At 73.0% G+C, this 12,855-nt stretch carries 14 protein-coding genes and 1 pseudogene; 11 read left to right on the top strand and 4 right to left on the bottom strand.

Going from position 1 to position 12,855, the window contains the following annotated elements:
- Positions 1-1,158: pseudogene (locus N866_RS11630) on the bottom strand (hypothetical protein); the annotation flags it as partial.
- Positions 1,159-1,320: 162 nt separating this feature from the next.
- Between N866_RS11630 and N866_RS11635 the strand changes: the two are divergent.
- From N866_RS11635 to N866_RS20950, 4 genes are all read left to right on the top strand, one after another.
- Positions 1,321-1,923 carry an Rv1352/Rv1906c domain-containing protein gene (locus N866_RS11635; protein WP_155855321.1) on the top strand — a complete coding sequence of 201 codons (603 nt, stop codon included), beginning with the start codon at positions 1,321-1,323 and terminating at the stop codon, positions 1,921-1,923.
- Positions 1,924-2,020: 97 nt separating this feature from the next.
- Positions 2,021-2,317: a hypothetical protein gene (locus tag N866_RS11640; protein WP_034226506.1), complete on the top strand. Its 297-nt coding sequence runs from the start codon at positions 2,021-2,023 to the stop codon at positions 2,315-2,317.
- A 435-nt stretch (positions 2,318-2,752) separates the two neighbouring features.
- On the top strand, positions 2,753-3,139 hold the full coding sequence (locus N866_RS11645; RefSeq protein WP_034226508.1) for a hypothetical protein: 387 nt from the start codon (positions 2,753-2,755) through the stop codon (positions 3,137-3,139).
- Between the two features lie 50 nt (positions 3,140-3,189).
- Entirely contained in the window at positions 3,190-3,348 is a 159-nt protein-coding gene (locus N866_RS20950; RefSeq protein WP_155855322.1) for a hypothetical protein, read from the top strand.
- A 132-nt stretch (positions 3,349-3,480) separates the two neighbouring features.
- On the opposite strand, the gene N866_RS20955 is transcribed toward N866_RS20950, so the two are convergent.
- Positions 3,481-3,705, bottom strand: a complete 225-nt coding sequence (locus tag N866_RS20955) for a hypothetical protein (RefSeq protein WP_155855323.1) — start codon at positions 3,703-3,705, stop codon at positions 3,481-3,483.
- 406 nt (positions 3,706-4,111) lie between these two features.
- On the opposite strand from N866_RS20955, the gene N866_RS11650 reads away from it, so the two are divergent.
- The 5 genes from N866_RS11650 (at position 4,112) to N866_RS11670 (ending at position 8,415) form a co-directional block, all read left to right on the top strand.
- The gene (locus N866_RS11650) at positions 4,112-4,696 is read left to right on the top strand and encodes a DUF4433 domain-containing protein (protein WP_052022958.1); all 585 of its coding nucleotides are present in this window, start codon (positions 4,112-4,114) and stop codon (positions 4,694-4,696) included.
- Between the two features lie 10 nt (positions 4,697-4,706).
- A complete protein-coding gene (darG, locus tag N866_RS11655) occupies positions 4,707-5,801 on the top strand; it encodes a type II toxin-antitoxin system antitoxin DNA ADP-ribosyl glycohydrolase DarG (RefSeq protein ID WP_052022959.1) in 1,095 nt (364 codons plus the stop codon).
- A 310-nt stretch (positions 5,802-6,111) separates the two neighbouring features.
- Positions 6,112-6,312: a hypothetical protein gene (locus N866_RS11660; protein ID WP_034226509.1), complete on the top strand. Its 201-nt coding sequence runs from the start codon at positions 6,112-6,114 to the stop codon at positions 6,310-6,312.
- A 218-nt stretch (positions 6,313-6,530) separates the two neighbouring features.
- Entirely contained in the window at positions 6,531-7,010 is a 480-nt protein-coding gene (locus N866_RS19935; RefSeq protein ID WP_155855324.1) for a hypothetical protein, read from the top strand.
- Between the two features lie 28 nt (positions 7,011-7,038).
- Positions 7,039-8,415 (top strand): hypothetical protein, encoded by a 1,377-nt coding sequence (locus N866_RS11670; protein WP_034226510.1) that lies wholly within the window; start codon positions 7,039-7,041, stop codon positions 8,413-8,415.
- Positions 8,416-8,495: 80 nt separating this feature from the next.
- Here N866_RS11670 and N866_RS11675 read toward each other — a convergent pair whose 3' ends face one another.
- On the bottom strand, positions 8,496-10,583 hold the full coding sequence (locus tag N866_RS11675; RefSeq protein ID WP_052022961.1) for a copper-translocating P-type ATPase: 2,088 nt from the start codon (positions 10,581-10,583) through the stop codon (positions 8,496-8,498).
- Between the two features lie 249 nt (positions 10,584-10,832).
- On the opposite strand from N866_RS11675, the gene N866_RS11680 reads away from it, so the two are divergent.
- Both N866_RS11680 and N866_RS11685 read left to right on the top strand, forming a co-directional pair.
- Positions 10,833-12,011 (top strand): N(5)-(carboxyethyl)ornithine synthase, encoded by a 1,179-nt coding sequence (locus N866_RS11680; protein ID WP_034226512.1) that lies wholly within the window; start codon positions 10,833-10,835, stop codon positions 12,009-12,011.
- 41 nt (positions 12,012-12,052) lie between these two features.
- Complete coding sequence (locus tag N866_RS11685) at positions 12,053-12,382, top strand: cupin domain-containing protein (RefSeq protein WP_034226514.1); 330 nt, start codon at positions 12,053-12,055, stop codon at positions 12,380-12,382.
- Positions 12,383-12,427: 45 nt separating this feature from the next.
- Here the strand turns inward: N866_RS11685 and N866_RS11690 are convergent.
- Positions 12,428-12,855: CAP domain-containing protein (locus N866_RS11690; protein WP_155855325.1), on the bottom strand; the 428-nt coding region annotated here is incomplete at its 5' end.

Raw genomic sequence — 12,855 nt, forward strand, 5'->3', positions numbered from 1 at the left:
GACCGGTGGATCAGGGCTGAGGTCGGCGAGCGCGGTGCGGTGGTCGGGGTCGCGGACGTCCGCGGCACCCGGGCCGAGGAGCCACAGGCCCATCTTCTGCCGCACCCGGCTGGGCCAGAGCCCGGCCGGCAGTCGGACGATGCCCCGTACCCGGCCGGACCGCAGGACGGTCGCCCGGTCGGCCTGGAGCCGGCCGGGCAGGCCCCCGCACAGGGCGGACGCCGGTCCCACGACCAGGGCACGCCCGTCCGGGGGCAGGTCTGCCTCGGTCTGCAGGAGCGCGGCGACGACGTCTGCGTCGGTCATCTGCGGCCGGGTGGCGGACGGGAGCGACACCAGGACGGCGGCGCCCGGGGGCGGCTGGACGGCGCCGTCGTCGACCACGGCCTCGGTGATCTCCCAGCCGCCAGCCAGCAGCACCCTCCTGGCGTGCCGCGCCTCGGGGCCGGCGGGCGTCGGGAGGGCCACGGTGCCCGGCTCGGCGCGGTGCGTGGCGAGGGCCAGCAGGAGGTCTGCCTCGCCGTAGGGCGCGACCAGCGGCGCTGCCGGGTCGGTCGGGACGAGCTCTGCGGTGAGCTGCCCGAGCAGCGCGGTGGCCGCAGGCGCGAGGGCGTGGTCGCTCACCGCCGTCAAGCCCAACCGGCGGTGCCGGGCGACGAGCGTGGTAACGGCGTGGGCCGGGGTGAAGGCCGCGGACGCGAGCGCGTCGGCGTGGCCGGCCCACAGGACGACGTCGGCGCCTAGGGCCGCGATCTCGCGGTACAGGCAGCGGTCGTCCGGGTCGACGTCGTCGGCGAGGTCCAGCAGGTCCGCGGCGTCCAGACCGCCGAGGGCGATGCCGAGCTGGCTCTTCAGCGCCAGGAGCGCGACCAGTCCATGGGTGACGGTGGCCTGCTCCGCAGGATCGAGCACGTCCAGCGCGGCGGCCACGGCCGCGTCCTGCCGCACCGAGGGGTTGTTGCCGTGGCCGGTGCCCTCGAGCCACGTGACGACGTCGTCGAGGGAGAACACCTCCCGGCCGCCGCGGCGGTCCACCGCAGCGGGGAAGGGCCGGTCGCCGCGAGCGAAGCGAGACCTCCACACCGAGACGACCGGACGCCGGACACGGGCGAGCTCGGCGATGTCGCTGAGCGTCGCGAGCTGCACCGTGCTGCTCATCCCGAGTCACCTCCTTCGGCGTCGACGGTCTGACTGTACGGACCACGCGGGGCCCGGCGGTACGTCCCCTGCGATAAGGGGCCTTATCGCATGCAGCCATTTCCATGCACGCGGCGAAGGTCGACGGTAGGGCCACCACCCCATCGGACGAAGGAGCACACGATGAGCAGTCAGGACACGCTTCCCCGGCCCCCCAGGGCCCCCGCGCCCACCCCAGGTCCCCAGCGGCGACGCTGGGTGTGGCCCGCAGCGACCGCGGGGGCGCTGGTCCTCGGCGTCGCTATCGGCGGCGCCGGCGGTGACGAGGTGACCAGTGAGGACTTGGACGTCGTCGCCGACGAGCGGGACACCCTCGCGCAGCAGCTCGAGGAAGCCCAGGACGCGGGGCAGCGGGCCCAGGACGAGCTCTCCGCGCAGCAGACGACGATCGACGCCCGGGCCGCCGAGCTGGACGATCGGGAGGCCGAGCTGGGTGAGCGCAGTACGGCTCTGGACGAGCGCGAGGCCGCCGTGACGCAGACGGAGGAGGCGGTCGCGGCCGGCCGGGTGGAGATCGGCACCTGGACGGTGGGCGTCGACATCCAGCCCGGCACCTACCGCACCGCGGAGGCGGTGACCAGCACCTGCTACTGGGGCATCTACCGCAGCGGCACCAACGGCGACGACATCATCCAGAACGACATCGTCCAGGGCGGGTTCCCGACGGTGACGCTCCAGGAGGGCCAGGACTTCGAGAACGGCTGCGGCGTGTTCGTCAAGCAGTGACCACGTGCCCGGCGCCTCGCAGGGGGACGCGCCGGGCACGCCCCTCCAGCCGCGCCACCTGCGCCGGCACCCACCACGGACACCATCGGAGGAAGCCATGCCCGGACAACCGAACCTCGTCAAGACCCGACTGGAGTGCAGCCGCTGCGGCTTCGCCCTGAAGCTGTGCGTCCCGGTCCGCACCGGAGTGCACCCCCTCCTGCGCTGCGACCACCCCGCGCACGGGACCTTGGGAGGTGACACGGGAGGCGCGGGCATGCTGTGCCCTCACGCGGCGGACCGATCACTGCTGACCGGTGACCGGCTGACGACCCTCGTCGAGGCAGTCATGCCCCGGCGACTGCGGGAGTGGAAGCGCCTGGGCGTCGTCGTCGTCCCCTGCGACGCAACCTGACGGCCGACCCCCCAGGTGGCGCACTCCGCTGCAACCGCCGTGCGTCGCCCGGCAAGCGCGCCGGACCGCTGAGCCAGCTGCTCGCTACTGCAGGCGGTGAGCGGTGTGCGAGCCCTGTGCCGTGCGGGGGACTGCCGCGCTCCGCCCGGATCTCACCATGCGCCGGGCAGGCGGGACCGACCCGTCGCACGAGCGAGGAGCGCACCGTGGACGGTCACACCATCATCGAGTTCATCGACAGCCTCGGCTTCGCCGAGGAGACCCTCGCCGACCTCGTCGGCCTGCCCGCCGCCGGGGAGCTCAGCGCCAGCCGTTCGCTGTAGACGCCCGGCCCTTGGCGTACGGTCCCCGCACCAACTGGCGGAGAAGACGCTCGTCAGGGGCTGGTCCCACCACGGCCACTGTCGTCGGACTGCGCCCGGCACCGTCGGGCACATGAGCAGCAGCGACCGTGACCCGGCCACGACGCCGGACTGGGCACCGGTGACACCCGGCGTCCTGGACCTCCGGGTCCTTGACCAGGCGGAGTGCTGGGTGACGGCCGAGGCGGTGGTCCTCCGGATCGCCGAGGTGCCCACCCCGCACCTGCAGAGCATCGTCACGTTCTTGACCAGGCGCGCCGAGGAGCTCTACACCGCCGCGGTACTGAACTCCTTCTGGGCCGTGGCCCTCGCGGACGCCTCCGGTGAGGTCGCGGCGGAGAGACTCGTCTGGGAGCTCACCGGTCGCAGCATCGCCGACATCGAGCCGACCGTGTGGCTCGAGTCGACCGCGCTGATGCGCGGACTGCGGCGCGAGCTGGCCGCCCGCAACCAGGCTTGAAGACGTCGAACGCGGAGACGCCTGTTGGCCCTGCGGCTACGGTCGGCATCATGGAGCAGTCCTGGACTCTCGATGAGCTTCGCAACGAACTAGCCCGGTGGGGGCGCGAGCTGGTCGCCGCCGGCAAGACCCCGAACACCGTCGCCACGTACGTCGGCCGCACGGAGATCTTCCTGCGCTGGCTGGACGGAACCTACACACCGCGCTGACCAGCCCGAGCACTCGGCGTTGCGCTCGACGCCAACGTGCCCGCCCAAACCGCGTCGACGGTGGCCTCGACGGGCGCGCTGGCGGCCGCGCTCCCCGGTGCCGAAGCGCGTCCTTGCACTGCTTCGGCTGGCTCAGCGGCGCCCGCTGCCGAGCGTCGGCAGTCCACCACTGACGGTGCGCACGGATGTTGAGGTGGCGCTTGGCGTCTTCGCGCTCAGCCTGGCCCGCTTCCGCTTGCGCACCTCTCGCGCGAGGGCCGCGTTGTACTCGGCCCGCTCAGCTTCAGGGAGCGCCATCCGGCTGGCTTCCGGCAGCCAGCGGATCCCCTTCTCGTCTCGCCATCGCGGCTTGGCCATGCCTCAGCCTTCCATGGCGGTGGTCGTCAGTGAGCGACGCGCTCGACCTGGACAGATCCTCGTTCGCACGACGGAGGTCTGCGGGCGCTCTTGGTCCTGACGACCCGAGCGCGACGGCGGTGCAGGTCCACCGCCGCCTGCCAACCCACGCGGGCGCCGCCGCGACCAACCCACGCGAGCGCCGCCGCGACCGCACGCCGGCAAGGGTGGCCGAATGCGACGGTTGCTCTACCTCGTCCGACGTCCCCGTGACGCCAGTGTCGCAAACCCGGCCCACGCGTCCGTGTGGCGTGTCGGTGATAAGGGCCCTTATCAACAACACGCATTGCTTTCAGCGGGAACCCGCGCGAGGCTTCTCGACGCACGGCACTGGGCCGGGGAGACGGACAGGGCGAAGGGAGGCGTCATGGAGCGATCGCGTGTCATCGAACTGCACTACATGGCGCCGTTCGAGAACCTGCCGTCCATCGCGGAACACGGCATCCTCAGCCACGTCCGCGCGGCAGAACTTCCCCACAGGTCCGTCGCGCTCGAGGACGTCCAGGTGCGGCGGGACGCGCGCATGGTTCCGCAGGGGCGCGCCCTGCACGAGTACGTGAACCTGTACTTCGACGCACGCAACGCCATGATGTACTCGCGACGTTCGGACGACCTCGCTGTGGTGCGAGTCAGCGCGGCGGTGCTCGACCTGCCCGGAGTCGTCGTGACCGACGGGAACGCGGCCAACAACGGCACCGCCTTCTACCCGTCGCCCGGCGGGCTGTCGAACCTCGACGAAGACCGCGTCTTCGCGGAGTGGTGGGACCACCCGGACCCGTGGGTGAAGCAGGAGCGCAAGCGCCAGCGCCAGGCAGAGGTCCTGGTGCCCGACACCGTCCCCCCAGGTCTCATCCTGGGCTGCTACACCTGGAAGACTGGAGGTGTGGAGGCGTGTCAGCGGCTGGTCGGACACTGGAGCGTGGAGGTGAACTCGCGTGTCTACTTCGGCTGACGCCAGCAACGTGACGATCGTCTCCGGGGACCTGTTGCGCTCCCGGATGCAGACGCTCGTCAACACCGTCAACACGGTCGGCGTGATGGGCAAGGGCATTGCCCTCGCCTTCAAGAAGGCGTACCCCGAGATGTACGAGGACTACCGGCGACGGTGCGAGCGTCACGAGGTCCAACTTGGCCGCCCGTACGTTTTCGAAGCCGGCAACCGTCTAATCCTGAACTTCCCCACCAAGGGGCACTGGAGAGCGGTCAGCAGGCTCTCGGACATCGTTGCTGGCTTGGAGCACCTGGAGGCCCACTACAAGGAGTGGGGGATCACCTCCTTGGCGGTACCACCGCTCGGGTGCGGGAATGGGCAGCTCGAGTGGGACGTGGTGAGACCCACGCTGGTACGGCATCTTGCGCGGCTGGACGTGCCGGTCGAGTTGTACGCGCCATCTGGCGTGAGGGTCGAGTCCGGCCACGCCGCGCAGGACGTGCTCTTCCACGACGAGCGTCAGCCGGACCGGCGGGTGCCAGCCGAGTGGGTAGCCGTCGTGGCAGTGCTCGATCGCCTTCAAAGGCAGCCCTACCACTGGCCGGTTGGCCGCGTCGCGTTCCAGAAGCTCGCGTACTTCGCGACCCAGGCCGGCATCCCCACCGGGCTGGACTTCAAGCGGGCGTCGTACGGCCCCTTCGCGGCCGACTTGAAGCGCCGGATCGCTCAGCTCCAGAACAACGGCCTTGCGGTCGAGCGATCGCTGGGCCGCATGCTGGAGGTCAGGGTTGGACCGACCTACGGTGACGCTGTCGTCGAGGCCCGCGACTACATGGAGCCCTACCGCGCCGCGGTTGAGCGGACGGTCGACCTCATGGCGCGCATGGACACCCGCTCCGCCGAGGTGGCTGCCACCGTTCACTACCTCGCGGGCGACCTCGAGCGCGAGCAAGGCAGGCCCGCAACGGTGACCGAAGTGCTCGACCACCTCAAGGCGTGGAAGCCAGGACGGTTCACCACGAACGAGGCCATCGACGCAGTGGCGCTGCTCTGCATGCGGGACTGGGCGCGCATCGAGATCGACGACCAAGCATCCGCCCTCGTCGAGGAGCGACTGTCAACCTGACGCCCCGGGAGCGGCGGCCTCTCTGAGCGCGCCTCGTCTGTGGGCCACCACCCGGCGACGTTGTCGCAGTTCAGAGGGTTGGGATGTGAGCACCACGACCACTCTCATGTGACGCGGTGATCAACTACCTCCTTGCGCCGCAGGTCAGGTGGTTGTGTCAACACCCCGCCATGTGATGTCGCAGCACATCGAGGACGCCCGGGCCCACGTGATCGTGGGTCCGGGCGTTCGTCATACGGGGCGGCTGGTTCGGTAGTCGTGCGTGGGGTCGCTGATGAGCTCCCGCAGGGAGTCGGGGGGTCATCACGACGTGCAGGCTTCGCCCTTCTCCGTGCAGGCCATCGTCTGTGCGGTGGCCGTCGTCGCCGCGGCACTCCGGTCCGTGCGGCGGCGGGATCCGGACCGCACCAGCGTCACGCAAGCTCTGCTGGACGAGTCCCCGCTCAAGCTCGGGCTGATCGCCGCGACGGTCGTCTTCGCCGTCCTCGCTCAGGGCCAGGCCGGCCCCTGACGCCCGACGGAGGACGTCCGCCGCGCACGCAGGCGAGCCGGCCCGAACCGTGTGACCTGCTCTCACCGGACGCGATCGGCAGAACCGGGGCCTGTGGGTGGCAGGGGACGACCGAGCGACGGCTCACCGCCTGACGTCGTGCGCCGCCCCGAGACCCCGCGGTGAAGGACCGAGCGGCCTCAGGACACAGACCTCATGAGGGGGAGGTGATGGCCGACATGAGTCACCGACGCGCTGTCCGGCCGTCAGCGGCCCTGTTCGCGCTGGCCCTCCCCGCCGCCGGGTGTGCGGTGGTCGGGGAGCAGGCGGAGACCTGCGTGAGCTGGGTCGGGTTCGACACGCCTGCGGACGCGCTCGACGACGCCGCCGCGGCGGTGCGCACGGAGGACCCTGCACCCGCGGTCGGCACCGTCCAGCTCTTCGGGGCGGACGCCCGTGTCCACGCCGTCACGGTCGCCGAGGTGCTGAAGGGCACGGACGTGCGCGTCGGGGACGAGATCGAGGTCGCCTCCACGCCGATCACCTGCACCGGCGGGGAGGTCTACCCGGAGGGTGACCCCCTGGACGCCCCCGGCACGCTCATCGTCTTCCTCCACCGCGACGAGGACACCGGCGCCTGGCGCACGATCACCCCCGAGCACGGCGTCGTGCCCGCTACCGTCGACGGGCAGGTCCCCGAGGCCTGGCCCGCGGAGTGACGAAGGCGTCGACGAGAGGGGCACCACCATGACGCTCACCCGCCCGAGGCACCCCGCGCTGGGGGCCGCAGCGGCCTCGGTCGCCGTCGTCCTCGCGGCCTGCGCCGGCCCGACGACGCCCGGCGCCCCGGGCGCGACGACCGACGGGTACGCCGGCTTCCCGTCCTGCGCCGACATGACCACCATCGCCGCGGACCCCGCGCTGTACCGCGACGAGCCGCAGTACGGGAACGCCACCGAGCTCGTCGAGGCCGTCCACACCTGGGCGGTGCGGCAGGACGGCTTCGAGCAGCTCTGGCTCGACCGGGAGCGCAACGGCTGGGTCACCGTCGGGGTCCACGGCGACGACGTCGACGTCGCCGCGCTGCAGGAGGAGTTGGCCGCGGACTTCCCCGGGGAGGGCGTCGTCGTCGTCGAGGTGCCGTACTCGCTGGCCGAGCTCGAGTCGCTCATGGACCGGGTAATGCCGGTGCTCGCCGAGGCCGGCGCGACGCCGACCGGCGGCCTCGCCCTGGACGTCCCGCGCGGCCGGCTGGCGCTCTCCGGCGTCCCGATGACCGCGGAGGCCGAGGACGCGCTCCGGCAGTACGCCGGCGAGCCGCTCTGCGTCGACGTCGTCGACACCGCGGCCTTCGTGCCGGAGGGCCCCCAGCCCACGGAGGGCGACGGCTGGCGGCTGCTCGGGCACGAGCAGGGGGCCGGCGAGGCCTACCGGACCGGGGTCGCCACGACCGACGAGCAGCTCGCCGCGCTGTGGGCGCGGTCCGGCCTGGGCGGCGAGCCGCCGCAGGTGGACTGGCAGACCGAGGTCGTCGTCTGGCTCGGGGCGGTGTACGGCAGCTCCTGCCCGGTGCGGCTGGACGACGTCGCCGTCACGGGCACGACGCTGCACGGCGAGATCGTCGTCCCGGGTTCCGGCCCGGGCACGGCGTGCACCGGGGACGCGAACCCGCACGCGTTCGTCGTGGCCGTGCAGCGCGACGTGCTCCCCGAGGGCCCGTTCAGGGTTCAGCTGAGCAGCAGCGACCCGCCGTCCGGCGTCCCGGAGGAGCGCACCGTCGTCGACGTCGACCTCTCCGCCCCGGGCGCGACGGCCTCCGATGAGCAGATCCACCTGGACCCCGACGCCGGCCTGCAGGAGGCCGCGCTCCTCGAGGACGGCGCCGCGGGCGTCCCCGACGCAGGAGCCCGCTACGTGTGGCGGCCGCGCCCGGAGTGCCGGGGCGTCGTCGTCGGCCCGTTCGCCGGCACGCTGTGGCGGCTCGCCGACGGCGAGGCGGAGTGGGCCGAGCAGGAGGGCCAGGAGCTGCGGGTCTCGCCGATCGACAAGGAGGCGCTCGTCCTCTCCTCCCCCGGGATGGACTACCTCTTCGTCCCGGCCGACGACGACGTCTGCGACCGCTAGGCCCGCACGCCGGAGCCACTCCCGGGCAGCGACCGACCCCCTCGCCGGGTGGGTCGAGGGGGTCGGATCGGGATGCCGCGTCAGTCCGCCGTGACCCGCGCCGGGTCCAGGTCCAGCCGCCGCAGCAGCTGGGCGTTGAGCGCGACCACGATGGTCGAGACGGACATGAGGATCGCCCCGACCGCCGGCGAGAGCACGATCCCGGCCCACGCCAGCACGCCCGCCGCCAGCGGCACGGCGACGAGGTTGTACCCGGTCGCCCAGACGAGGTTCTGCCACATCTTCCGGTAGGACGCCGTCGACAGGGCGATGACGGACACGACCCCGCGCGGGTCGTCCGAGGCGAGCACCACGCCCGCGGACTCGATCGCAACGTCCGTCCCGGCGCCCACCGCGATGCCGACGTCGGCTCGGGTCAGGGCGGGCGCGTCGTTGACGCCGTCGCCGGCCATCGCGACCGTGTGCCCGCGCGCCTGGAGCTCGGCGACCTTCGCGTCCTTGTCGGTCGGCAGGACCTCGGCGAACACCTCGTCGATGCCCAGCTGCGCGCCGACCGCCTCCGCGACGTGCCGGGCGTCGCCGGTCACCATCGCGACGCGGACCCCGCGCCGGTGGAGGGCGTCGACGGCGGCCTTCGACTCTGGGCGGATCGCGTCCGCGACGGCCAGCGCCCCGACCACCCGGCCGTCGACGACGACGTGCAGCACGCTCGCCGCCTGCTCGGTCCAGCGCGCCGTCGGCCCCGCGAGGTCCTCCGGCACCGCCGCGTCGAGCTCCGCCAGCAGGGCCGGTCCGCCGACGTGCACCGTGCGGCCGCCGACGACGGCCTGCACGCCCCGGCCCGGCAGTGTCCGGAAGTCGCTCACACCGGGACGCGCGCCCGTGTGCGCGGCGACGACGGCCCGCGCGACCGGGTGCTCGCTGTCCGCCTCGACCGCCGCGGCCAGGGCCAGCAGCTCGTCGTCGGTCGTGCCGCCGGTCGCGGCGTGCCCGACCAGCGTCACGCGGCCGGTGGTCAGCGTGCCGGTCTTGTCGAAGAGCACGGTGTCGACGGTGCGCATGCGCTCCAGCGCGAGGCGGTCCTTGACCAGGATGCCGGCGCGGGCGGCCCGCTCCGTGGAGATGGCGATGACGAGCGGGATGGCCAGTCCGAGGGCGTGGGGGCAGGCGATGACCAGCACCGTGACGGTCCGCTCGACCGCGTCGAAGGTGTCCCCGATCAGAGTCCAGACGACGAAGGTGATGACACCGACGCCCAGCGCGAACCAGAACAGGAAGGCCGCGGCCCGGTCGGCGAGCGCCTGCGCGCGCGAGCTCGACGCCTGCGCGTCCGCGACGAGCCGCTGGATGCCGGCGAGGGCGGTGTCGGCGCCGATCGCGGTCACCTCGACGCGCAGCGTGGAGTCGGTCGCAACCGTGCCCCCGACGACCTGGTCGCCGACGCCGCGGCGCACCGGACGGGACTCCCCGGTGATCATCGCCTCGTCCAGGTGCGCGCTGCCGTCGACGATGACGCCGTCCGCGGGCACGCGCCCACCGGCGCGGACGAGGACGACGTCGCCCGTGCGCAGCGCGTCGAGCGGGACCTCGACCGTGCCGTCGTCGGTGACCTTCTCGGCGAGGTCCGGCAGCAGGGCCGCGAGCGCGTCGAGCGCACCGGACGCCGCGCCGAGCGCGCGCATCTCGAGCCAGTGCCCGAGGAGCATGATCACGACGAGGAGCGCGAGCTCCCACCAGAAGTCGAGGGAGTCCGTGAACCCGAGGGTCGTCGCCCACGACGCGACGAACGCGACGGTGATCGCGAGCGCGACGAGCAGCATCATCCCCGGCCGGCGGGACCGCGCCTCGGTGACCGCGCCGGTCAGGAACGGGCGGCCGCCGTGCAGGTAGACGACCGTGCCGAGCACCGGTGAGATCCACGCCGACGCGGGGAACGACGGCGGCATGTAGCCGAGCAGGTCGGCGAACATCTCGCTGAACAGGACCACGGGGACGGCCAGCACGAGGCTGAGCCAGAAGCGGTCCCGGAACTGCGCGACGTGGCCGCCGTGACCCGCGTTCCCGTGGCCGGCGTGGGCCTGCGCGGCCGCCGCCTCGTGGTGCTCGTGGGTGCTCGCCGGGGCGTGGTCCTTCGCGGCCGCCGTCCCGTGGTGCTCGTGCGTGCTCATCGTCCGCTTCTCTCGATACCCCCAGGGGGTACCTGCGACAACCATGTCGACCCCGGGTCCATTCCCGCCGTGCGCCTCTTCGTCGAACCGTCATCTCCGTCCGCGTCAGCGCGGACCGTGCGGGCGTCGGTCACTCGGGTCACCGTTCCCGCCCCCGCTCCCCCGACACCGGTCTAGCGTCGAAGGACGGGCAGCGCTGCCCGGAAGGGGAGTGGTCATGACCGCCATCCGACCGACGACGACGTCGCCATGAGCGCCCCCCGCGACCTCCTCACGCTCGGCGTCGTCGGGAGCTCGCGCAAGCCCGACGAGCGCCGCGTCCCCCTGCACCCGCGCCACCTCGAGCGCGTCGACGAGGACCTGCGCCGCCACCTGGTCCTGGAGGCCGGGTACGGCGAGCGGTTCGGCTGGTCCGACGACCAGCTCAGGGGGCTCGTGGGCGCCGTCCGGCCGCGCGACGACGTCCTCGGCGGCTCCGACGTCGTGCTGCTGCCCAAGCCGCAGGTCGCGGACCTCGCCGAACTGCCCGACGGCGGCGTCCTGTGGGGCTGGCCGCACTGCGTGCAGGACCACGCGCTCACCCAGGTCGCGATCGACCGCCGGCTGACCCTCATCGCGTTCGAGGCGATGAACCACTGGGCGGGCGACCGCTTCTCGCTGCACGTCTTCCACGCCAACAACGAGATCGCCGGCTACGCCTCCGTCCTGCACGCCCTGCAGCTGGCGGGGTGCACCGGGCACTACGGACGCCGGCTCACCGCCGTCGTCATCGGGTTCGGCGCCACGGCGCGCGGAGCCGTCACGGCGCTGCTCGGGCAGGGCGTCACGGACGTCGTGGTGCTCACCCACCGCGCCGTGGCCGCGGTCAACGCCCCCATCCACGCCGCGCGGCTCGTCCACATCGAGGACGAGGACCCGGCGACGCACCTCAGCGACGTCGTCGGCGACCACGGGCGGATGCCGCTGGCCACGTTCCTGGCCCAGCACGACGTCGTCGTCAACTGCACGCTCCAGGACCCGGAGCACCCGCACATGTACCTGCGGACCGCCGACCTGGAGCTCTTCGCCCCGGGGAGCGTCGTCGTCGACGTCTCCTGCGACACCGGCATGGGGTTCGAGTGGGCACGGCCGACGTCGTTCGCGCACCCGACGTTCCTGGTCGGGGACCACGTCCTGTACTACGCGGTCGACCACAGCCCGTCGTACCTGTGGAACTCCGCGACGTGGGAGATCAGCGAGGCGCTGCTGCCCTTCCTGCGGGTGGTGATGCGCGGCCCGTGGTCCTGGGAGGCCGACGAGACGATCCGCCGGGCCGTCGAGATCCGCGACGGGCACGTGCAGAACCGCACGATCCTGTCCTTCCAGGGCCGGGACGCGGTCCACCCGCACCCCCCGCGGTACGCCACGGCGCTGGAGGTCGGGTCGTAGGTCCGGGTCGCGTGCGGGCCCCAGCCGCCCAGACTGGGGCCATGCGCCTCGTCCACCTGTCCGACGTCCCCGCCGTCACCGCCGAGCGTTTCGTCGCCCAGTCCCTCGTCGAGACCCCGACGTCGAGCCTGCGCGTCATCCGCCTCGCGCCCGGCCAGGATCTCCCGCCCCACCGCCACGGGTCCTCGGACCTGGACCTCCTCGTGGTCGAGGGCGTCGTCACGCTCGACGGCGAGGACGGGCCGGTGGAGGTCGGCGCCGGGGGTGTCGCCGTGCTGACCGGTGACGAGGAGCTGCGCGCCTCGAACCACGGGGACGACGACGTCACGCTCGTCGCCTTCCTGTCGCCGCCGTTCCCGCCGCGCGACTGAGACGGCGGTCCAGGCGTCCCCGCCACCGGGCAGCGGACGCCGAGGTCAGTAGGTCGCGAAGTTCTGGGTGAGGTACCAGCCGTGCTCCGGGTGGTGCCCGACGCCCACGCCCAGGTGCGTGTAGCCGGGCCGCAGGATGTTCTCGCGGTGCCCCGAGGAGTCCATCCAGCCCTGGTGCATGCGGTCCGCCACCTCGCCCGGGGACAGCCGCCCGCCGTCGTCGATCCACGCGACGTTCTCGCCGACGGCGCTCCAGCCGCCCGGGACCTGCGTCGCGTAGTCGGGGTTGTGCGCGAGCCGGCGACCCTCGCCCGCCAGCAGCTCCGACCAGCGCCGGGCGACGGACGCGAGACCGTCGTGCCCCTGCAGCGGCGGGACCCCGGCGGCCCGACGCGCCTCGTTGGCGAGCGCCAGCAGGCGGACCTCCACGTCGCGGGCGCCGGTGGACGGAGCCGGGGCGGGGGCGGGGGCCG

This window comes from Actinotalea ferrariae CF5-4, from assembly GCF_000603945.1.
GTDB lineage: Bacteria > Actinomycetota > Actinomycetes > Actinomycetales > Cellulomonadaceae > Actinotalea > Actinotalea ferrariae.